The sequence below is a fragment of the Lysinibacillus macroides genome (assembly GCF_001281525.1).
In the GTDB taxonomy this organism is placed as follows: Bacteria; Bacillota; Bacilli; order Bacillales_A; family Planococcaceae; genus Lysinibacillus; species Lysinibacillus macroides.
The window spans coordinates 1,341,731-1,363,694 of sequence record NZ_LGCI01000005.1 but is presented as its reverse complement, the minus strand read 5'-3'; the positions used below and the strand labels follow the sequence as shown (position 1 = coordinate 1,363,694).

The window sequence follows — 21,964 nt, the reverse complement described above, 5'->3', positions numbered from 1 at the left end:
GTGACTTAAATCGAACTATTTGTTAAAAATAATATATGTATAACAGCAAGGATGCCCATTGGATAAATAATGGATCTTGAAAACGTATTTTTAAACCCGTTACGAGGATGTCGTTCAAAAAGCAAATGCAGGATTGCATGAATGATAAAGAATAAATCAAGGACCCAGAAAGTTATCGTTTGATATTGGCTAAAAAGTAAGGAAAGTATGAATACGTAAAGAAAGAGGTGAATAAATGTGAAAACTTTATAAGCCTTTGCATCTTCCATATCTTTAAGTATAATAAACAATCGCCACTCAGAGCGCCTTATTGCGTCCATTTCGTGCAAAAGAAATAAAGAAAGATTAAATAAAAAAAGTACAAGTAATAAATCAGGCATATAAAACCTCCTACATCTTTATATCCAATGTTACTATAAAGTTATTTTTAAAATATCAAGTAAACCTGCCAAAATATGTCGATATAAAGTCACAATGAAAGTGAGTGAAGTTCACTTACTTTTCGCTAATTACCCTTTTATAGCAATTAGGTGAGGAAAACCTTACTGCGCCACCCTACCTTCGAATTACACGATCAATTGCTTAAGCTAAATTCATTTGAAGAAAGTGAAAACAGATAAAAAACGGGTACATTTTTGGGTACAGGTTTTCCCCACTCTTTTTGCTTGATTCCCTTCACAAAAACCATTTTTTCGTAAACTGCTAAAAACCCTATTATATCAGCATTTTCGGACAAAAAAACACTCGTATTGTCAACGAGTGTTTTCGATCTTTTATGACAACCACTTCGGTGGTGTGTTTTTGTTCCAGTAAATATCGCCTAGATTGTGGTGTGCCATAAAATCGTCCTCGGCACTATGGTAGTGGAAATTATAATAGTAGCCTTCTAAAGGTCTTTTTTCTGTACGCACATGGAAGCGAATGACATCTGTGCCTGTTGCATTATTGATCACATTAAAAATTTTTTCGCCATAATGACCGCTTGGCTTTTCAGAGATCGTTAAGGAGGCTAGTGATTGCTCGTCCAAGCTAGCCACTGTCATTGCAATCGCTTCCTCGATTTTTGGGAAGATAATGCTGTCAAATTCATTGCTAATTTTTGGACCAATTTTTGTGCCAAACTTTATGTATGATTGCTCTTTTGCGGCATCAATCAGCGTAGCACTATAATCAACCGCTTCTTCCTGTACTTGAGTCTGCTCATCCCAGTTATTCTCTGTTTCTGCTGCAACAGCCGTGCCTATCCCTGGTGTAGAGTCAATCGAGGCGCGGTTAGAGGAGCCTTGATCAAATGCATCCCAAATTTCATGTGTCGGCGTAATTAAACCAAATGTTAAAAACGCCACCATGATGACAATACTTTTTTTCACCCACGTTTTCATTTATTCACACCTACTCTTTTATGTACAAATTGGTAATTCTCCTTATTATTATATACGTTATCGCCATTAAAAGGTTTCATATTTCTACAATTCATTGTACAATATTTATGAAGAATGTGTCGTTTTTTAAAGGAGGTACAAAGTATGAGTATCGCAATGGGTATTGGTCTTTTATTAATGTTAGGTTACTTATCATCTCTATGCTTCACGGACTAATTTTATTATTTTGCATTATGCACCCGATTAAGCCCCAGAAAACCTTTCATATCAAGGTAACTGGGGTTTTTCCATTTTTCTTTACAATGTATTTTAGAGCAAAATAATACACACGGTTGGGGCTAATTGAGGCTGGTTTTGAGACTAAGTTGGGGCTAACTAAGGCTAAAAAATTGCTTGGCAGCCCCTGTAAGCTATCGATTTAAAATTTCTTAAGGCATATGAAATTACTATATTTACTTTCTGAATTAAACCATGCCTTTACTACATTCTGGGATATATTTAAAGGTGACCAAGATTCTCTGTTATCATGGTTTAATTTAATAAAAGGTTGTTCTGTTGAATATCCCCTTGGTTTTCTCCCTATAGGTATTTTATTGGAGGCATTAGTTATTTCACCTTTTTTAGGATCAATATTCACCTTCGTAAATACTTTATCTTTTGTCGAAGCCTATTACAGTAGGTTCATTATCGGTGTTTGTCAAGGGTAAAATGATATCCTCTAGCCCACTCTTCTCCTTGGTGAAGCTCATACCTATCTATTACAATCTTCAATAGCTTAGGACTATTAAATATAATATCTTTTAATTCGATTGGTCTTGTCTCCTTTGACCAATTATTTCTTGCTCTGTATCTATGATTTCTTTTGATATTCCTACGAGTAGTTGTCTTTCGGAACCTGGAACTGTAAAGAATAAATTCCAATTCCAATTATACCTTTTCCCAGTTTCTCCGCTTGTCCCGCCACCATTCTCATCACTACTAGTAAGCTTATAAAATGCAGCATTTTCATTCCATTTTTATAGTACTTAACCCTAGAGCTATAGCCTCTTTGAGAGTTAGTTCTTCATTAGTTGTTTTGAATTCTTCTAATTGATCATAATCTTTATTTTTAAATCCTATAAAAAAATGCTAAAAACTATTGTTAATATAATTGAGTTAATTTCATAATTCTAATCCCTTTAATATCAAGGGCTAAAATTAAATAAAAATGAGGCACCTCCCCAAATTCGGTATAATGGTAGCGACTAAACAACCCACCGAAAAGGAATGATGCCTCATGACTATTGTAAAACAAATGAGCCTATTTGACATCCGTGAATTATTGAAAATGGAAAGTTCTCGTCGTTTTGATGCTATTTTAGCCACTTTCGATGTGCAGCCAATCTTTCAACTATTTCGAAAGAAGACGATGCGTGGTGCTCCACGAGAATTAAACTACGGTGCGATGATTCAATCATTGATGATCCGCATTGTCGAGCGTATCCCTACCGTTAAAGATTTGGTCAATCGATTAACGCATGATTTCGTCTTTCGCTTAGATTGTGGCTTTTTAGTTTCGGACACGGTGCCATCTGAAGCCTCGTATTCACGTATGGTCGACGTGATTAGTCAATCAGATGTCTTAGATCGCATGCACGATGAACTTATTCAAGCTGCCTTTACAGAAGGTTTTCTTGAAGAGGAACACCTTAGTTTTGATGCAACACATTTTGAAGCGAGAGATGCCGCAAAACCAGCAGAGAAAAAAGAAACACAACCGAAAAAACGTGGTCGTAAATCAAAAGAAGAACGTGCTGCCTGGCTCGCTGAACAAGCAGAACTTGAAGCGAATCAAACGACTTTTGAAAAGAAGTTGGAAGCACAATTAACCATTCCATTGACGACTCTATGGCAAGACATCCCCATTGAACCAAAGTGGGGCATCAAGAAAAACAGCGATGGTAAAAACACATTCTGGTACGGCTTTAAAGGGCATTTAGCTGTTTCGACAAAAAGCCAATATATCGTGGCGCGTCTAATGTCTTCCGGCAATCTGAGTGATAGTAAAGCGGCGATTCCGTTACTAAAAAAGATGAACCATATCATGCCTAACCATTTCACAACGGCTATTTTCGATGCAGGTTATGACTATGAAGCAATTTACCGCCAGATTTCAATACAAGAGATGAAAGCTGTGATTCCATATGTGAAAAGACGTGAGGGCGAAATGATCGGTTTTGATGAACATTTCCGTCCAACCTGTGTGCGTGAACATAGCTACTGTTACGACAGCTTTGATGAAAAGTATCAAACGCTTAAGTTCACACGTCCAAAAGATTGCGCAACCTGTCCATTACGTGATGACTCGCTCTGTCAAAAGGTGTTTAAAATCAAGTGTGAAACCGATATCCGCAAATACACGTTTCCAGCACGTGGCTCCGAGCTATGGAAGAAACTTTACAAGGAACGCACAGCTGTCGAACGAGTAAATGCTTATTTAAAGCAATTTTTTCAGTTAAACAACGTCCGTCACAAAACCGGTAGAAAAGCTAAACTGCACTTCAACCTTGTGACGTTTATTTATAATGCCTGCAAATTAGCAGTCGATCGGATGAATGTACGTTTACAGCTACAAAACAACGCAGCTTAAATTTTAAAAAACAAAAATCAGACACAGGAGCAGTCTAAGCTCTTGAAAAAATCGATTTATGAAATTGATTCAATTAGCGTATAAAAAACAGTTTTTTATTATTCAATTTAGTTCTCCTATTTTTTAAAGTTTTATGATAGTGAAGTTGAATTTATAATTTAATTAATACGAAAATAAGAATATAAATGCAGACAAGTAATTTAATACTATGTTTTATGTTAATTTGATTTAGTGTTTATAACTTCATAATAGTATACAACATTATTTATATAAAAAAATTTAAAATTCGGAATTTTTAATTTCGTGAGTATTAATAAAGAAGAAATTTTCCATTTTATAGGAAATATTTGTTTATAGCAAATTCATTTAGCCTAGAGGAAATTTATAATAATGTTCAATTTGGATGAAAGTACCCACCTACCTTTCATAAATTTTATATTTATTAACTACATAATTTTAAAGAATTTGTTAATAATATAAAAAATTTAAAGAGATGTATTATATGTGAAAAAGGGATTATATTCTTTAATAATATTACTGATTCTTGTTTTATTTTTCCTTCCAAAGACAGGGTTTGGGATAAATGAACCCACTCAAGACTCTAACGAACTTAGAATGCAGGATATGCTCATGCTTATGCTTACTCCCTATATTGAAAAAGATTTGAGTAGCTATTATTATCCGAAGATTTTCAAGGATTTTCCGCCCCAGGTGACTCCTTGGAAAATTGAAGTTATCGAAACGAGAAGAGTAAATGATTTTCGTGGCTTTATATTGCAAATTACATTTGAAATTGAACCTACAGGCATTCAGTATAACTCCATAGGGAAGGATAAAATGACCTATGAAATATCTTATGGACCTGAGGTTAAATTGATAAATCACACTCACCTAAAGACTTATAAATATCCATCTGAGTAATTATATTGAAAACGGTATGACTTTATTTCAAATCTACACGAGTACGAAATAACTTATTATTTCTACAGAGGTTTTGAATGCAAGGGAGAGAGCTTTGAATTTTGCACAGAAAGGGACATTGGAAAAATTAAAGCAGTAGCGTCTAATTACACTACTGCTTAAGAATTGGTCGCCCTTTTATGGACTCAGTAATGAATTATACCATAAGGGACCTATAACAACTAATTTTGAACATTCAACACTACAATTTGTAAATAAGTCTTTTTTATACCTCATTTACTTGTATGCGAATGGTCATCCCTTCTCCAACCTTCGTATCTAGCATGAATTTCCCGTTAAACGACTGAACGCGCTCCTGCATACCACGAATGCCCATCGAGTCAGCATGTCTAATATCATCCATATTACAGCCTATACCATCATCTGTATAAAGAATTTCAAAGCCTTCCTCCGTGCTAAGTAAATGCACTTCAACTGTATTAGCATAGGCATGTTTGAGTGCATTGTTTAATAGCTCCTGGAACAGGCGATAAATCATTAAATTTAAACGTTCATCCTCTAAATATAGGCGATCTATCGTATAGATTAACAGAAAATCAACACGCTTATGAATTTTTTGAATTAGCTTTTTAAGTGCTGCATTTAAGCCTAGTGTGTCCAGTAAGGGGGGCTTTAAGCTTTCACAATATCCCCTTAAATCATTTAAGGAAATCACCATCTGTTCATGCACCTTTTCAAGCTGTGACGGGATCATTTCTACGTCCTTCCAATGTACTAGCGCATCCATTTCTCTAGCGATATGAAGCTGTTCCTGTAAAATCGTATCATGCAGTTCTTGGGCCAATTGATATTTTTCTTCCTCAAAACGTAGCCATAGTAATTTATTGAGCCATGATAATTCTTGATTACCAGATGCTTTCTTATGCTTGAGCTGCTGTAAAAGCTCCTCGATCATTTTGGTATTTTCAATAAAATTATTTAAGTATAACAGTAATAATTCAAGCCAGAGCAATTCCTCATCTTTCAGGTAAATGGCTTGACGATGGTCGATGACAAGAATTCGTTTAAAGCGAGCATCCTGATGAATAAAGGCTAGGTAAAAATAATCTGTTTTTTGAATATCCCCTAAGCTTAATCGTTCCAGCAATGCCTCATCAATGTGCTCCATATATTCCTTGGATGGATTGTTCAAGATAACCTGATGAGTGTGAAAATCGTAGGTAAGCACAGAAACATGTTCTACCTCAAGCTGTAGCGCCACTTCCTGAGCAAATCGTGCCAACAAATCTTCAATTTTCACCACTCTACCAATACTATCGATAGTAGTATGCAGATGATGAATATAGTCATCTTTGGTAGAGAATAGAATCTTGCGCTTATGATAATCCAGCCGCTCCTTTATATAAAACAGTGCCATTAACGAAAGAAAGGTAAAAAGGAAAATCTCTGTGAGGCGGGCCAACGATAGGCCCGTTAAAAAATAGAGCCCTAGTAAAAGCCAAAGCGTAAAGATAAAAGAAAAATTAAAATAATAACGCAGCCTCGAAATATAATACTCCATATCAAAGATCCGTTCAGTAAGCTGTGTGAAAATAAAGCTAAAAGGAATTAACATTAGGAATAAAGAGCAAACTTCAGGAGAAAGAAAATATCTATTAAACAAAATCATGGGTAATACATACATGAAAAGAAACGGTAAAAATGGAATAATGACACTGTCCAATAAAATTTTTAATTGGGGTATCTTATATTTTAAATAACCTACTATCATAATGCCTAATATTACTACTAAAAGTAGGAAAAAAATACCGAGTACAATAAAAGAATGATAATAATTTGTATGTGGAATAATTATGCTTATAACACTAAGTAATAAAGCAAGCATAGGAAATAAATATAATATTTTCAAATTTTCTAAAAATATCCATTTTAAATTTAAAAATCGAAAATATTCTTTTAAAAAATGTATTAATATTACTAAACATAATAACATGCTCGTTCGATTCACAATGGTACCAACAGGGTATAGCTTACCTGAAGCACCACCGCTCACATATGCCAAAGAAACAGGGAGAATAAACAGAATAAGTAATGTAATTAAATTTGAATCTTTCTGTCTATAGTTCAAATATAAAACGATAAATAAATTAAGTAGAAAATAACAAGCAGGAATTACTAGTACATAATAAAACTGCTGAGGAATATCTAAATGATCTATTTTTACCTCTAATATTTGTCCATCTTGTTTTCTTATTAATAATTCATTTGCTTCTCTAATTATAGATTCATATTCTAGGTTGGGAATATTTTCTATTTGGATATCATTGACCTCTAAAACTGTGTCTCCGAATGCTATTTGATGATGATCTGCCCATTCTTTAAAATATAGTTCCTTTATAATCCATTGCCCATTTCTTTCTTGGACTTTAAGATTTATAGAAGGCGAGCTATAAGTTATACTTAGCAAATATATCCCTATAATCAAATAAAAACTTATAGCTACCCAAAGAACGTTTTTTGTATTGATCTTTAGAACCAAATTAAATCTTGAGAACATACGTTTTCATCAAACGAATCCAAAATCGCTTTTTGCTCTAGTGCTGTCATACCAATTAGAGAAGCTTTTTTTTCTTTTAACAATGTTACTAATGCTGGATTTTGCTCTAAATATTGAATCATGTTAATCATAAAATCTCCTCATTCCCTAGTTTTTTTATAGTTTCAACTATTAGCTACTAAATCTCTATAACAAAGGGATTATTAACCATATTTGAAACTATATATTTATTATACTATCTATTCCCAATAATTCAACATTATTTTCTGAAAATTTCCAAAAAATTTAAAATCCATCATATTTCTACAGATAAATAGTCTTGAACAGCTGCGATCTTTATTTCTTTCAGAGTAGGTTTTCTGTTAATTAATTGCCCAAGACCCTCTTCTCTAAATCAAGAATATCATTAAATTCCTTTTCACTTCTAAAATATCTCTTGTGTTAGTAGAATGTTTTTTAAGATTATTCTATTATATTAATCTTATTGTCGGATAATCTGTATTTCCTATTGTGTATCGAGATAATAAAATCACTTAATTTTCACCGTAAAAAATTAGAGCCTACCTACATCAAGTTGTAGAAAGACTCTTTAAAGAATGTACTCATATTTAGGACTATTCTATTTCAATATTCTTTACACAAACAGCCGTACGTGAAATAGAGATGTCTAATGGCTCTTTTCTTCTTTTACATATACCTGTCCATCTTTATTAATTTCGTGTCCTTGCTTAACAATAAGTGTTGTAGGCAAACGCATATCTTTCCATACTTTTTATAATATGCCTCCATCACGCCAGAGGCTGGCATCTTCAATAGTTTCTGAATAAGGAGATGAAAAATGACGACCATGCAGATCATTCTCATGGTCGCGCACTTCAAAAGAAATAGGATGTACAGATGCTGTTGGCCTCTCTACTAAAACCTTCGAAAATTCTTCAGGGTTTGGTGTCATTTTCGAAAAGCTTGATAACTCTTTAATGGGGATAATTAAGGTCCCAAATGCCTGTACTTCCATAAACAATTGGATATTCTGCATATAATGAATGATTTTTTTCCGAATATAAATACTCTTTGTTTAATAGACATATTGCCAATCACCTTTCCATCTTAATTCATAAAATAGTAATGAAAGCAAGATCTATTTTTTAAACATCTTTCTCTGTAACAAATGCCTATGACTTTCGGGGTCAAAAACATATTGGAAAGAGAGGTGAGAAAAATAATGAAAAAAATGGACCTCCAAAAGTTGCCTTGTGACAGTTGCTGTGAAAATAATCGGGTTGTTTGGTCTCGTATAAGGGCTATTGACATAGGTGCTATTCAACCTCCCCTCGTCGTTCCTCCTGCTGGAACGATTATTCCTATCATCAATCGATATTTCTATATTGTTACAGAGGCAATTAATTTAACAAACGGAGCAACCCTTCCGGCTCATTTATTTACCGATGATAATGGCGCTCCCATAACCGAATTTACGCTTTTTCGTCCTAATGGCTACGTCAATCTTTATATCAATGCCGTTATGCAGGAGGGTGGCGCCTATAACGTAACTCCAGATTCCTTAAACCTTAATCCATTTAACGCCACTATTTTTGCTGGAACGCCGATTATTATAGAATCATTGGGCTTCCAATAAACATTTCTGCTCTTGAAAGGAGGTGAAAAAATGGCGCTTTCAATTATTAATATTCATGTAAATGTTACTGGCTCTTCGACTAGATTCTTTAATGTTTTAGCAGCAAATTTAGCTATCACAGACGGAACTACCATTGCTGCAACTGCCTTTTTAGATGATAGTGGAAATGCTGCAACTGCTTTCCCTGTAGTAACGAATGGCTACTATAATTTCTATATTAATGGTGTCTTACAAGAAGGTGATTTATATACAATCTCTGAAACGGAGTTAACATTTAACGATATTACTGGTACACTCACAGCAGGCACTCCATTAGTGATAGAAGCAGTAGAATTAGTAACACAAGTTTAATGCTGACATACAAAACCATCACTTTTAGCTGATTTCTCCTATTTTAGGACTTAGGGTCACTTTTGCCAAAGTGGCCCTTTATTGTTTTTGGTTAAGGATTTACATAAAATCACATTTTTCAAACTGTTGTTTAATACTCTTTGCAAACTACATCGCGTCAAAGCACAAATACTCCCAACAATAGTAAAAGCTAACCTGTCACTACTTTTGATAACCTTCCTTGTGAACCTCTGATTCCTTTTGTCTGGATAGAAACTTTAGAAAGAGATTTTTGTTTATATAAAAAATAAGATTACCTCAATTGAGATAATCTTATTTCGAAACAGCCCATAAGTATAACCATCACGGTCATGTTTGTTCTGATAAGCCCAACTAACTACATTATTCTTTAATTTGGTTTCATTTTATCTACTAAATATTTTGATCCGATATATATTCCATTAATTTCTCCGTCATCAGGATACTCATCAATATAAGACCAACCATCAACTGATCCATATACATGAACCTTGATCCCGCTTCGAAGTAATCCTGCGCTTCCATATAATTTACTTGCGATTAAGTATGAATCTATATAGTCCGTTGAATTGCTAATATATTTCACTACAGGCTTAGGGTTAGTAATAAAACTTGTTTTCACAAAGCCTATAATATTTCCATATTGAACATAGGAATAGCCATTCTCAACCTCTCCGTAATTATCCATTAGTATACCGTAATTAAGTGTTCCTACTGTATTACTATCTGATGTTGGTTGCTCTTTCACTACTACACCACTTGTCATATCTGATTTACTAATTGTGGTAGGTAAGTAAAATTCAAGCCGACCTATTTCAATAAAACCATATTGCCCATTAAATACAATAGGTATCCACCCACCCTCGGCCACATGGTTAGAAATCACAAATTCTCCCCCCTGTATTTTACCAATAGTCTTTGACGATTTAGAGGGTAATTCTTTTACCGTTGCCCCAGATTCTTCAACCTTTACAGTATACTTTATTATTGTGTAATCGAAATCTGCTAAACTTTGATTTTGTGCATACGACTTCTCTTCATTTAGAAAAAAGCAACTTAATAATAAACATACTATTACACCAATTTTTTCAACATACCCCACCCCTTTTTATAAAAATACTACTATACAATAATATTTATTTCCATATAATTCTTACTTTTCAATTTTAAATATACTAGAATGGAGTGGTGGGCATGATAGCCTCCGTTTGGCAGAGCCAGTTCTATGAAGTTGGTTCCTTGGCGCAAGAATCATGCCCACAGAGGCTCCATGTCAAGCCACTTCAGAACAAAATCGCCCTTAAAGGATTTGTTCAAATTAGTGTTGACATTCCAATCTTCACACTTATCAAAGAACAATAAATAGAAATTTTGGGGGACTAGTAAAAATTAGAGATGGGGCTAATTAATTTTAAATTCGTGTAAATGATGAGTCATTATTTTATGCAAAAACCCACTAGCATCGCATTAAAATAGTCAATGCGACGCTAGTGGGTTTATCTATATATATCTATCAGATTCAATAAATACATTTCTACTTCAGTAATCGCAAACATCACTTCTTTGTGAAATTGATCTTCAGTAAAGGATTCTAAGTATTTATTTACTTCTACAAAAATTTTTTCATAGGATTGTAAAAATCCATCGATTTTTTGATCACCAGGTGTTACAGATAAATAAATGGTTTTGAATAAATTAAAATCACTATAGGCATTATTAAAAAAATAAAGTGCTAATATTTTATCGTGCTTCGCATAAGATTTTACAAAAGATAGGTTTTGTTTTAATTTATTCAACGCATGTATGAGATTTGAAGTTTGTTTAAGCATATTTGCTGTATTACTATACATCTGATTATCACCTCCATCATAATAATAAGCAGATCAACCATAAATTGAAACAAGTTTCTACAAATTTCCCCTCAAAAGTAAGCACCCATGAATCAAAGGTTTAGACTTTATTCCAATCCACTTTATAGAAAGCTGGAATCTATTGAAAGTCATTATGTATTCTCTAGCTATATGAATGTCCTGCTTCCGATCATGCTTCAACGGTCCAAGCTGCCATTTTTTCGCAAACTAGCATCCTACGTTTTCGGGTTCTAGGTATTCATTAAAATTCTTACACTAACCAATTCATAAAGTTTGGTAGGTATATCCCCCACCAAACTTATTTCGTTAGACGCTTATGTTCTTAGTTTAAATATTTACCTTGCTTTGGCAGAGCGATTTGTTCAAAATGATCGACAAGCTTCTTCAGGTCTCTTGTAAGTTCTTCACCTTTTACTGGTAAGCCATGACCCGTGATCGCAACAGATGGCTTTAATGCAGCTAATTTCTCAATAGATTCTTGAGCAGCTTGCCAATTCGTCGTTAAATATTGAGGTGGGCCACTAATTTCCTTTGTCTGGGTAAAAACTTTATAAAGAGATTCTTGTTTAACCGTCACAAATGCATCTCCCACAATCAGGGCTCCATCCTGCTCACGAAACAATGAAATATGACCTGGTGAATGGCCTGGGGTGTGTAGCCAGCGAAAACCTGGCATATATGGAATACATCCATCCGAAGGAATTTCTTTGATGTACGCACCTAAATGAATAGCCTCATTTGGAAACATAGGTGACATTTTTGCCACCATGCCAGCACTTACCGTAGGGTCAGGTTCTGGATAGCTTTGTTGTCCGGTTAAATAGGGCATTTCCAAAGCATGGGCATAGACAGGGACATCCCAATGCTTAATTAATTCAATAATGCCTCCAACATGATCAAAATGACCATGAGTGAGAATGATTGCTTTCGGTTGCGAATTAGGTCCAAAACGGTCTTCAGCTACTGAAATGATTTCCTCTGCACTTTTTGGCATCCCTGCATCAATCAGCACAAATTCTTTCGAGCCTGGATCGCCATAAAGCACAATGTTTACAATTTGAATCGTGTATTGATATAAATCAGGTAACACCTCTATACCTACACCACTCCCAACAGAAGTAGCCGGAATAAATTTATAATCCTCACCATAATTCAAATCCGTGTCCATCTTCTACCTTCTTTCCTCCATAAATTCAAGTCTACCCTTTAACGATGGCGCTAAAGCTTTAATCCCTTATATTATGAAAGCACTACAACCCAAAGGCTGCGGCATAATGAACGTTCCATTATTTTTCTTCATTATTATATTGTTGCTCTTTCTTTTTGTTTTTTTCTTCCGTTACTTCTAGTTCTTCAGGATTAAACTCCATTGCTATTTCCTCTTGCTCTAATTCATTCCTTTTCTTTTGTCAAAGCACTCACCCCAATATGCCTTAAAGTGTCCTGATAGCCAAGATCTATACGTTTAACTTTTTATCTAAGTGACGTATAAATAGCCGATTAACAGCCATTATAACAGTACGTAGTGTCTCACTACTTAAAGAGCTGCAGAGATTTTACTCTCTGTGGCTTCTTTTATTATCCCTACCTTAACTATTTTAGATAAAAGTGAATCTTACTTCTTTTTTCAACCATACTAACATGGCTTTCATGGCGAAAAAAAGAAAAGGATGTGTATGTATGGGTATTCTTGGTGGAAATCCAAAAGACGAACCATTGCATTATGGGGAGGTATTTAGTGTTTGGTCAAGTTTAATTGCAGACTATGGGATGATTTCTGGCTATCAAACGTTTTATAATCATGCGGGTGATGATGAGCTTAAAAAAATTATTGAGGATATCATCGACACATGTAGGGAAGAAGTAAAACAATTAGAAAAAATTCTAAAAACAAATGGTATTGCATTACCTCCAGCTTCACCTGAACGACCTGTAGCAAGACTGGAAGATATTCCTCCAGGTGCTAAGTTTAATGATCCAGAAATAAGTGCTGCTCTCTCTGCTGATATAGCCGCTGGATTAGTGGCATGTAGCCAAGCAATGGGTACCTCTACTCGCGAAGATATCACCTTAATGTATGGGCAATTCCATATGGCAAAGGCTCAACTTGGTGCTAAGCTTTTACGTTTGAACAAAAATAAGGGCTGGCTTGTACCACCGCCATTACATGTTAATTATCCTGAAAAATAAAGACTAGTTCCACGAATCGGGGGAATGTAAAAGGGTTTTTATAAAGAAGAATTAATTTATTAAACCTGCTAAACCGGATTCACATGCAGCATGTGTCATACAAGAAATACTTGGTGGGCATTATGGTGAAATAAGAACTATGATGCAGCACTTTTTTTCAAAGCTTTAATTTTGGAGGTAAAGAAATCCAATATCATGCTTGTTTTCTTAGAGAAAATTACGTATGTTGAGCTTATACAAACCAAATTAATCATGATTCTGGGGAATCCTTTGCACTAGGCAATAACGGTATGGACCAAGTACCTTTGGATAAGGCTGTTAAACATGCAAATCCACACCATTATATTTCCTCTTTTCCTGTAGATGCTGCAGGTAATCTCGTGGGTGTATGTACATGAAAATCTGATTGTCGATTTATTGGATAATTTAGTACTTGAGCCAATGGGTGTACTTCAAAAGACACGTATTTAACAAATGAGTTCTAATCAGACATTTAGGGAAGCACTTGCTTTTCTAATTGTTCGTGATCAAGCGTACCAAAATGCATTTGCCAAAGCATTAGAAACGTTATGGGTAGATTGCGGGAAACTATTCCCTGTACCAGACTACGATATCAACAAATACCCTGAATGTAGAAAGTTTGTTGAAATGGGCTATCATAATGCTTAATTTAACTTTAAATTAGATACAACATATATTAGATAAATCTTCCAAGTAGAAATAGGGGAAAATTAAATGTGACGCCCTCACCTGAAAGACTCTCCATACCCATGATGCCTGAGATGCCAAATGAATCCAGCCTAGGTGTAAAAGATATGAATAATTAAGCTTATCAATGTTAAATTTATCGACTGAAGCCAAAAGTTATAGCTCTTCGTCTTGCTTGTCAACGAGCAGTTATATTTTGTTAGAAGCCACATATGTATATTTTACATGGCAAAGCCCGCGAACAGGCTGTAGTTCGCGGGCTTTCACTAATTATTGCCAAGCCTGTTTATGATAGTCCCATTGCTTAAAGCACTCATCTTCTGTCAATATAGCATCGAAAAAGGGCTTTAATGCCTCCTTGTATGTAAGGGGCTGATAGGCTGCAATTGACAGACGTTGTTGATCCAGCAGTTCCTCGATATACCCCTGTAAGGCACGTCCTTCGATCGTTTGCGTCTGGATCAACTGACAAATAGCCGTTTCATTCTGTGCTAGAAATTTTTGCGCAATCACCATTTCTACTGGGTATGTATACAGCACAGCTGGTTTCATATCTAGCAAGGTTGGAAAAATCATAGTTTTTGGTGTTACTCGCCTATTGTTATGAAAGGCTATTATTACGTCTATGTATATCGTTACTTGAGCCAACCTAGCAGGAATTGTAAGTTGAATACTAGTAGCGTTTACAGTGCTTGCTAACTCATCCCCTAAAAATATAATACCATCCTCTACCTCTTCCATCGCACAAATTTCCTTGAAAGCCTGCTCTGCGATATTGACTTGCTGAGCATTTGCCCTAGCTAATAGCGTGATTTTTCTTAAAGGTAGTATGACATCTTCCATCATGCCATCTACGTAAAATTGGTCATCGTAGGATGATGCGGATAAGCGATATAGTAGCCTTTCCTGACAATAGGCTGTTATCAATTGCGTTAAGCTTTTTTGCTGTGCGCTAGCCTTTGCCGTTAATTGTGCCAAAATAGTTGTTTCCATAAAAATCCCTCGCCTTTTCTTTGTTTGTCTTTATTATTACGTATTTAACAATCGGCGTAAACGGCAATGCATACCAGCTAAAAAAAGGAAGCCCTAGTATTAGACAAGGGGTAGCCTCGCCATTGCGAAACTACCCCTTTAGTATTTATAGGTAACATTCTCGTAAATTGTAAGAGTCTCAACCCAATCATCTGGGGAATAATTATCTCGAAACAATGTTGTTTCATCACCGCGGTAAAATTCCACTGTGTGCCTTCTAACTTAAGCAACGCAAACCCTACCATCTTTTGCGTCCTTGCAGCCCCAAAGCATGCGCCAGTGTGAATAAGTATCTTCAAAAACAAAAGCAGAATGCCAGATTACGGAAATATGCTACCTAAAATAGCACAAACTCATTATAACACACTGTCTGCTAAAAGTAAAAACGCTGTAAACTCACGGGGAACAAGGAATGCATATGGGCCAATTTATCATTAAAAAATATTACCTAGTAGCATGTTAAACATAAATTGAAGAAAAGAACTTGTAAGGCTACTAAAAAAGCGCATCGATCTACTATATTGATTATTCTATCCAGTAGAAAAAAATATTTTTTGAATTTTTATCCTATTTTAGGTATTTATTAAGAAAACTAGTAATATATATATATGGAATGACGATTTTTACCTAATCTTTAGCAAAGGCACCTTACTGTGGAAGCTAAATCATAAATTTGCTATCTGACTTATCGTGAAAAAGTCGAGCCTGATTGGTAAGATTCTTTAATTCAAATGATGTAGTTTTAAAATAACACAAATATCAGGAGGGTTTTTTAATGACATTATCAACAAAACAGTTAATTGCTAGTGTGACATCTGAAAAGGGGCCTCAAAGTGGACAAAAACATCGTTCCAGTGGGAATTTTAGTACAGAGGGTCTCCCTCAAGGAACAAAAGCATTAGTTTGGGAAATTGAAGGCGGGGGCGATCCAGATCTCATCTCATTTAATGTGATGCAAGATAAATCTGCCGCTACAGACCCTGTTATCTTTAAAGATGTTTTAAACGGCAATCGAACAGCCGTAAAATCTATTCGTTCTCTTTATATCGCAGATCCAAGTGGCGCATCTTCTTCATTTATCGTACATGTGTACGCAATTAGTTAATCAGCTTCAAAAATGGGGTATGTTCTTTAAGAGCATGCCCCCAATCTTTGATATAGGTATTACCTAATATAATCTTGATACAATTTGATACCACTCTATCAACTGATAAAATACGCTACACTCATCCCTCTTATTTTACTCAATAAGAAATAGTAATAATAATTTTTGTTATCCTCATCTCTATAGCCATCACTGTTGACTGAATCCCGTTCACACATTGGAATAATCATTTCATATTCCCAAGGACTAAAAGCTTCATGCAGTTAAACTCGTAGGTAATTCTGTTTTCATCACGTACTTCCCAGTTCTAAAACACCATAATGAAATTTTGCTGTTGCTCGTTTATATTGCTGAAAATGATAGTGTGCAAACCATTCCGAGCGAAAATATGCCTTTAACACAACACGTTTTCTCGCTACCCGCTTTGCTTCCATAACCCACTGATTCGTTAATGTCATATGCTCTCCAGCCTGCCGTAACGCTTGAAAATTATTCGCCTCTTCAATCGTTTCCTCAAACATCGGGTCCATATAAACAACGTCAAACGATTGATCTGGCAATGCTTGTAAATAATGTACAGCCTCTTTCTGCACGACTTCAATCTGTCGCATACAGGCAGTTAATGGCAGCTCGGATGTATCATAGCTTTCCATCCCCTGCTTCACAATAAACGCCACATTCGCATTTGCCTCTAGCCCGACAACATGCCCTGTTGCCCCAACCGCATAAGCTGCCAGCATGGCATCCGCTGCTAGTCCCAGCGTACAATCCAGCACCGTATCACCCTGTTGAAGCTGTGCTGCCTCTAAAAATGGCTCACGCTCACCACGCGCTACCCGCTTTAAGCGAAATGCGGCCGAATTAGGATGAAAGAAAAACGGCTCCTGTGCGCCATAGGCATAGTAATCATAGCGATGTTTCCCTGCAACAATTACATGTGCCTGTAATTCCTGCGACATCTTCCGAATCGAACGCTTATTTCGCGCCTCAAATGGAGCGCCCAATTCTTTACATGCAAAAGCAGCGAGCGCCATCGATAACTCGTCTGGTCTGCCCGCTGTCGTCACAATCGTTATTATTTCGTGCATGTTTGCTCTAGCACACCTGTTAAATGAGCCACAATTTGCTCCACAGGGAACCCCTCAATTTGCTCACGTGGGATAAAGTACGCCAATTCCCCATCCTTTAAAATCGCCATGGATGGTGAGCTTGGTGGCACATCCTCAAAATAACCACGCATCGCCGCCGTCGCCTCTGGGTCCTGCCCCGCAAACACCGTCATAAGGTGATCTGGCTTCACCGCTGCAATCGCCTCACGCGCTGCTGGACGCGCAAGCCCTGCCGCACAACCACAAACCGAGTTAATCACCACTAACGAAGTCCCCTTCGTCTCTGCCATAAATTCATTCACCGCATCCGCAGTCGTTAGCTCTGTAAAACCAGCCTCCACAAGCTCCTCACGCATCGGCTTCACTACCTGCTTCATATATTCATCATAAGCGTTCATCTCTTCGCCCTCTTTCATATGTATTCACAAATGCAATTATAGCAAGGTTTCTTGGGAATGTATAATGTTTCGATTTTCAGCAGGTTTCGGATAGTTTCGGGATTTTTGTTACTTTTTCGTTACTTTTTTAGTTTTTCAGAATTCGAGTTTTGAAAAAGTGCAACGGTTGCGTTTTTTATCAATAGACAATAAATCATATTTAAAGAGATGATATGCAAACAGAGATATTAACACCTACAGAGGGGATAGAGGGATTGTAGGCTAAAGACAGACCATATAAATGGACAGGTACTCACTGTGATATGAGCATCTGGGCTTTGTTATTAAATGTTATTATTGAGAAATAATGATTTCTAAAACTTCAAAATCACCCCTTGTCATTTCACTTTTATCAAATTTATTTAACCAAGACTTATCAATTACTTTTTTGTCAATAGCTTGCTCGATATAATCCCGGATGGCTTCCTTCGTTTCTTTGATTGTAAATTTCATTATATCCTCCTCTTCTCCAGCACGACTTATAACACCTACTTCAATAAGTTGGCGGATACGTGTTTCAGTCAAATTGAGCATTTTAGCAATAGCTGCTGTATTTACAATGATTTCTGATATATCCGTTTTCCCCGCTGACATAATAGCACCTCATTTATCTTGACTATTTTCTCAAATATTATTGGTACTAAAACATAAAGACAGAGTCAATCTACAATATGTGTAGCATCAACTCTGTCTTTTTATTTTGATCATTCATAAATCTCTAATATTTAACTAATGTCTTTAATAACAAAAGTGTGATTCTTTGAAATTTCCGAAAATTTGAAATAAGATAGTAGGATTACCTTATTTATTAATTTCACCATATTAAAATTATATCCACATAACTTTAAATATAATGCATCTTAGATAACGAAATTTTATAAGCTGGATGACTTAGTGTAGCTGTAATTGTAAAGAAAAATTCATATAATTGATGAATTTTTTGGTATAAAATTTTGTAATTATAATCGCACGGTTCAACATACTCTCCATCGATATAAGGATCATCAAAAGTGCGGATTTCTAAGTGGACAGGAAAAATTCTTCCATCGATTGGGTGCTGATATTTAGTGTAAAAATCATTATAGTGAATAATCATATCTCTTGGGCCAACTGCAATTCTAATCCATTCATTATACTGTTCATAAATATAGTCCAACAATGGTTCTTTTTCTTTATCCACATCATTTGGCTTTTTTTTAATAGTAATTATTTTGTTTATTAAACCAGTTGCTGTACCATTTGCTTTAATATGTCCAAAAGTACTATCTTTTGATACACCTTTTATATAGTAAGTAAAAAGACTTACGCACCTATCCAATAACGTCTTTATAGAAATAAAAATCTGATTTACATATATATTTAGCTCAACTTCTGTTTTTTTTAATTTTTCACGTTCACCGAAATTATAGTAAACTGTATACTCATTTAGCTTTGTAAGGTATTGATTCAAATTGTAAGCAGGTGCAACTATACTTGGTTGCATTTTATAGAAAACATGTGCAGGAAAAATTGCTGTTTCCCTTTTATCACTTTCTTTATTAAAAGCTTCTTCTTGGACACGAAATCTCTTTTCAATATTCTCTAACTGATCCATTAAATAATCCATATTATATTTATATGAATCATAATACTTATACTTTTCAAGCCCTTCTTCTATGTTTTCAATTATAATTCTTTCTTTCAAAACTCATCACCCTCTTCTCCTCTAATTTATTTTATCCACCCTTGATATGTGACAATTTCAGATTAGGAAAATTGTTGGAGGATCAGCTACTTTGGCTTTACCTCGCGACAATATAATCACACAAATGTAAGGTAATTCCATTATATCAGTAATAAGATTCCTATCCATATTTATTTTTAATTCTTGGATTCTCATCTAACCACGCCAATAAAGCTATTTCCTTTACAATTTTCTACCTAGCTCTAAAGATAGCTTATTTTATTTCCTTGTCTATCCTTTAATTTCGACTAAAAAGCACTCTAATGCTTAAAAAGCCATTGAATAGGGTACTAACTGTCGTTTTTGAGACAGTACATCTGTCATGCGGTCAAAGCGCTCATAATCTAAGTAACCTCAGTCAAACACGTACATGCACCCCTTATCATCAACGAGAACTTCAAGCTAGCTTGCCCTGATCATGTTCTTTCGCATTCGTTAGCACTGCTTTCCCAAGGTACGAACAACCTTTTTCTAGGTGAACAAGGCACAAATGTAACTACACACCTGATTTTGTTTTACGGAATTCAGCCCATCTATGATTCTTTAAATTCAAAGAAAAAGATGGATCTCTCTGAAGTCCGTCTTTAAGTAAAGTATACTTTTTTGGGATAACTAAAATGATTTAAGTTAGATGGTATTGTGGAAGATCAAAGACTGCTAAATCTATGCGTACTAATTGAGCAAGTTCTACTCTTTTATAAACAACGATGAATTAACGGATTCGAGCCTTACGGAAGCCATCGAATATACTGATTGCCGCATATACAACAAATATGATGATAATGCCACCAATTATCCATATTTCAAATTGCTTAGTTGATGTGGTAAATAAATTACTCATGTACGTGATAGATTCTTGGTTCATTAAATTCGGATTACTGATGATCACAATGAATACAACGGTTGCGAAAAGCTCCACAATTGTATGAAAGATTGCCACTTTTTTCGTCCATTGCCCTTTCAGTAGTTTGTAAAGAGCTAACCCAATTTCGAGAGCAATGACAACGATCACAATGGGCCAATAACGAAGTAAAACATCTTGATTTAAAGCTGGCATTACAAACTTGAGACCCTCTCCACCACCTTCATATATACCTAAAAGATGATTTGCATAAAAATAAAAAGTTGCCCAAATGGCCGTCCACATTAAATAGCCAAATACTTCGAGCTTGGTAATGGCTTTTTTCTTCGGAATATAAACGACGGTTTTCAAATCCTCTGGGGTCCATTTTTTAAGACTTGCTGATAATGGATGCTGCTCTTTTCCTTTATCTGTTCGTTCCAAAATGACGAATACGAGTGTTAGCCAGAAAAAGACATGTATGCCGACTTCGATGATTCTCCATATTCCTTCACTGATCATCGTGATGACAACATTAAGAACCGCTTCTTCTCCACCAAAACCAATAAAATATTCAGCAATCATCGAGATCACTGCAATGACAGCGGCAATTGGAATAATCATTTTTAATAACGAAATGTATACATCAAAATAGCGTGGGCCAATTAAATGCATGGGTTGATCTCGATAACCGCTCGCTAATGCTGCTGGGTTCCCTAATTTTTCAAGTACATCCTTAACATCATCCTCATTGTAATCATCAGGCAGCATATCCCCAATGGTTGATCGTAACTCAAGTGCGATATCCTCACGATTTTTTTCAGGCAGCCTCCGCGTGACTTCTTGAATATAAATATCAGTCAGATTCATCTTTATCCTCATCTCCTTTTAGTAACGCATAGAGTTCTTTTGAATTATTAATCCATTCTTTTTTCAATTGCAAAAAGACGTCTAATCCATATTCACTTAATACATAATACTTGCGCGGTCTACTCTCTGATGTTTCCCAGCTACTCGTCACTAACTCCTGTTTTTCTAAACGACGAAGCAATGGATATAAGGTACTTTGATCGATGTTAATGCCCGATTCCTCTAATAATTGTACAAGTGAATATCCATACTGGGGTGTTCGTAGTTGACTTAAAACGGCTAATGTCAGTGTTCCTCTCCTAAGTTCTGTCATTAATGAATTCAGTAACGTACTCATTCACTCACCTCAATTTCACTTACTATATGACATACACTGTATAACTTATACTATGTATCGTACACTATTGTTGTTACAACAACAAACAATTTTAATTTCCTATAGAGAAAAAAAAGCTGTTTTTCAACACAGGATTCTTAGTCAACCTTCATCAAGCAAGGGTAAATCTGCTGCTTTTCCGCTATAAATACTCCTACTATTCTCTGATTAATATTATAATGATGTGATAAAATCAGATAAAAAAAGA

General features: G+C 35.4%; 21 protein-coding genes and 2 pseudogenes. 7 read left to right on the top strand and 16 right to left on the bottom strand.

The window, feature by feature from the left end; translation table 11 throughout:
- Positions 1-5 precede the first annotated feature (5 nt).
- Together ADM90_RS09520 and ADM90_RS09515 are read right to left on the bottom strand one after the other, a co-directional pair.
- Positions 6-380, bottom strand: a complete 375-nt coding sequence (locus ADM90_RS09520; protein WP_053994730.1) for a DUF6713 family protein — start codon at positions 378-380, stop codon at positions 6-8.
- Positions 381-773: 393 nt separating this feature from the next.
- Entirely contained in the window at positions 774-1,382 is a 609-nt protein-coding gene (locus ADM90_RS09515; RefSeq protein ID WP_053994729.1) for a YpjP family protein, read from the bottom strand.
- Between the two features lie 1,276 nt (positions 1,383-2,658).
- Between ADM90_RS09515 and ADM90_RS09510 the strand changes: the two genes are divergently transcribed.
- Positions 2,659-4,011 (top strand): transposase, encoded by a 1,353-nt coding sequence (locus ADM90_RS09510; RefSeq protein ID WP_053994487.1) that lies wholly within the window; start codon positions 2,659-2,661, stop codon positions 4,009-4,011.
- A 504-nt stretch (positions 4,012-4,515) separates the two neighbouring features.
- Positions 4,516-4,932 carry a DUF3888 domain-containing protein gene (locus ADM90_RS09505; RefSeq protein ID WP_053994728.1) on the top strand — a complete coding sequence of 139 codons (417 nt, stop codon included), beginning with the start codon at positions 4,516-4,518 and terminating at the stop codon, positions 4,930-4,932.
- Between the two features lie 265 nt (positions 4,933-5,197).
- On the opposite strand, the gene ADM90_RS09500 is transcribed toward ADM90_RS09505, so the two are convergent.
- The 3 genes from ADM90_RS09500 to ADM90_RS09490 form a co-directional block, all read right to left on the bottom strand.
- Positions 5,198-7,399: an ATP-binding protein gene (locus ADM90_RS09500; protein WP_327037016.1), complete on the bottom strand. Its 2,202-nt coding sequence runs from the start codon at positions 7,397-7,399 to the stop codon at positions 5,198-5,200.
- A 62-nt stretch (positions 7,400-7,461) separates the two neighbouring features.
- A complete protein-coding gene (gene comX, locus ADM90_RS09495; RefSeq protein WP_053994726.1) occupies positions 7,462-7,620 on the bottom strand; it encodes a competence pheromone ComX in 159 nt (52 codons plus the stop codon).
- Between the two features lie 641 nt (positions 7,621-8,261).
- Positions 8,262-8,510, bottom strand: coding sequence for a PhzF family phenazine biosynthesis protein (locus tag ADM90_RS09490; protein ID WP_161804065.1), 249 nt, complete (start codon positions 8,508-8,510; stop codon positions 8,262-8,264).
- A 201-nt stretch (positions 8,511-8,711) separates the two neighbouring features.
- Between ADM90_RS09490 and ADM90_RS09485 the strand changes: the two genes are divergently transcribed.
- Positions 8,712-9,125 (top strand): DUF4183 domain-containing protein, encoded by a 414-nt coding sequence (locus ADM90_RS09485; protein WP_235473399.1) that lies wholly within the window; start codon positions 8,712-8,714, stop codon positions 9,123-9,125.
- Between the two features lie 30 nt (positions 9,126-9,155).
- Positions 9,156-9,476, top strand: a complete 321-nt coding sequence (locus tag ADM90_RS09480) for a DUF4183 domain-containing protein (RefSeq protein ID WP_053994724.1) — start codon at positions 9,156-9,158, stop codon at positions 9,474-9,476.
- A gap of 388 nt (positions 9,477-9,864) precedes the next feature.
- Here the strand turns inward: ADM90_RS09480 and ADM90_RS09475 are convergent, their stop codons facing one another.
- The 3 genes from ADM90_RS09475 to ADM90_RS09465 form a co-directional block, all read right to left on the bottom strand.
- On the bottom strand, positions 9,865-10,596 hold the full coding sequence (locus tag ADM90_RS09475) for a hypothetical protein (protein WP_053994723.1): 732 nt from the start codon (positions 10,594-10,596) through the stop codon (positions 9,865-9,867).
- 394 nt (positions 10,597-10,990) lie between these two features.
- Positions 10,991-11,344, bottom strand: a complete 354-nt coding sequence (locus ADM90_RS09470) for a hypothetical protein (protein ID WP_053994722.1) — start codon at positions 11,342-11,344, stop codon at positions 10,991-10,993.
- A 343-nt stretch (positions 11,345-11,687) separates the two neighbouring features.
- Positions 11,688-12,533 carry an MBL fold metallo-hydrolase gene (locus ADM90_RS09465; RefSeq protein ID WP_053994721.1) on the bottom strand — a complete coding sequence of 282 codons (846 nt, stop codon included), beginning with the start codon at positions 12,531-12,533 and terminating at the stop codon, positions 11,688-11,690.
- Positions 12,534-13,045: 512 nt separating this feature from the next.
- Between ADM90_RS09465 and ADM90_RS09460 the strand changes: the two genes are divergently transcribed.
- Positions 13,046-13,555 carry a DUF3231 family protein gene (locus ADM90_RS09460; protein ID WP_053994720.1) on the top strand — a complete coding sequence of 170 codons (510 nt, stop codon included), beginning with the start codon at positions 13,046-13,048 and terminating at the stop codon, positions 13,553-13,555.
- 58 nt (positions 13,556-13,613) lie between these two features.
- Positions 13,614-14,382 (top strand): annotated as a pseudogene (locus tag ADM90_RS09455) (manganese catalase family protein).
- Between the two features lie 151 nt (positions 14,383-14,533).
- Here the strand turns inward: ADM90_RS09455 and ADM90_RS09450 are convergent.
- Entirely contained in the window at positions 14,534-15,256 is a 723-nt protein-coding gene (locus ADM90_RS09450) for a nucleotidyl transferase AbiEii/AbiGii toxin family protein (RefSeq protein WP_053994719.1), read from the bottom strand.
- Between the two features lie 814 nt (positions 15,257-16,070).
- Here ADM90_RS09450 and ADM90_RS09440 point away from each other — a divergent pair.
- Positions 16,071-16,400 carry a hypothetical protein gene (locus tag ADM90_RS09440; protein ID WP_053994717.1) on the top strand — a complete coding sequence of 110 codons (330 nt, stop codon included), beginning with the start codon at positions 16,071-16,073 and terminating at the stop codon, positions 16,398-16,400.
- 290 nt (positions 16,401-16,690) lie between these two features.
- On the opposite strand, the gene ADM90_RS09435 is transcribed toward ADM90_RS09440, so the two are convergent.
- The 7 genes and pseudogenes from ADM90_RS09435 to ADM90_RS09410 all read right to left on the bottom strand — a co-directional run bounded on the left by ADM90_RS09435 (position 16,691) and on the right by ADM90_RS09410 (position 21,717).
- Complete coding sequence (locus tag ADM90_RS09435) at positions 16,691-17,488, bottom strand: class I SAM-dependent methyltransferase (protein ID WP_053994716.1); 798 nt, start codon at positions 17,486-17,488, stop codon at positions 16,691-16,693.
- Complete coding sequence (locus tag ADM90_RS09430; RefSeq protein WP_053994715.1) at positions 17,476-17,907, bottom strand: BrxA/BrxB family bacilliredoxin; 432 nt, start codon at positions 17,905-17,907, stop codon at positions 17,476-17,478. The genes ADM90_RS09435 and ADM90_RS09430 overlap by 13 nt, the downstream gene beginning before the upstream one ends.
- A gap of 333 nt (positions 17,908-18,240) precedes the next feature.
- On the bottom strand, positions 18,241-18,540 hold the full coding sequence (locus tag ADM90_RS24620; protein ID WP_053994714.1) for a hypothetical protein: 300 nt from the start codon (positions 18,538-18,540) through the stop codon (positions 18,241-18,243).
- Positions 18,541-18,790: 250 nt separating this feature from the next.
- Positions 18,791-19,630 carry a hypothetical protein gene (locus ADM90_RS09420; protein WP_053994713.1) on the bottom strand — a complete coding sequence of 280 codons (840 nt, stop codon included), beginning with the start codon at positions 19,628-19,630 and terminating at the stop codon, positions 18,791-18,793.
- Between the two features lie 396 nt (positions 19,631-20,026).
- Positions 20,027-20,222: pseudogene (locus ADM90_RS23785) on the bottom strand (IS4 family transposase); the annotation flags it as partial.
- Positions 20,223-20,381: 159 nt separating this feature from the next.
- Complete coding sequence (locus ADM90_RS09415; RefSeq protein WP_053994712.1) at positions 20,382-21,380, bottom strand: HAAS signaling domain-containing protein; 999 nt, start codon at positions 21,378-21,380, stop codon at positions 20,382-20,384.
- Positions 21,367-21,717: a PadR family transcriptional regulator gene (locus ADM90_RS09410; protein ID WP_053994711.1), complete on the bottom strand. Its 351-nt coding sequence runs from the start codon at positions 21,715-21,717 to the stop codon at positions 21,367-21,369. The genes ADM90_RS09415 and ADM90_RS09410 overlap by 14 nt, the downstream gene beginning before the upstream one ends.
- Positions 21,718-21,964 lie beyond the last annotated feature (247 nt).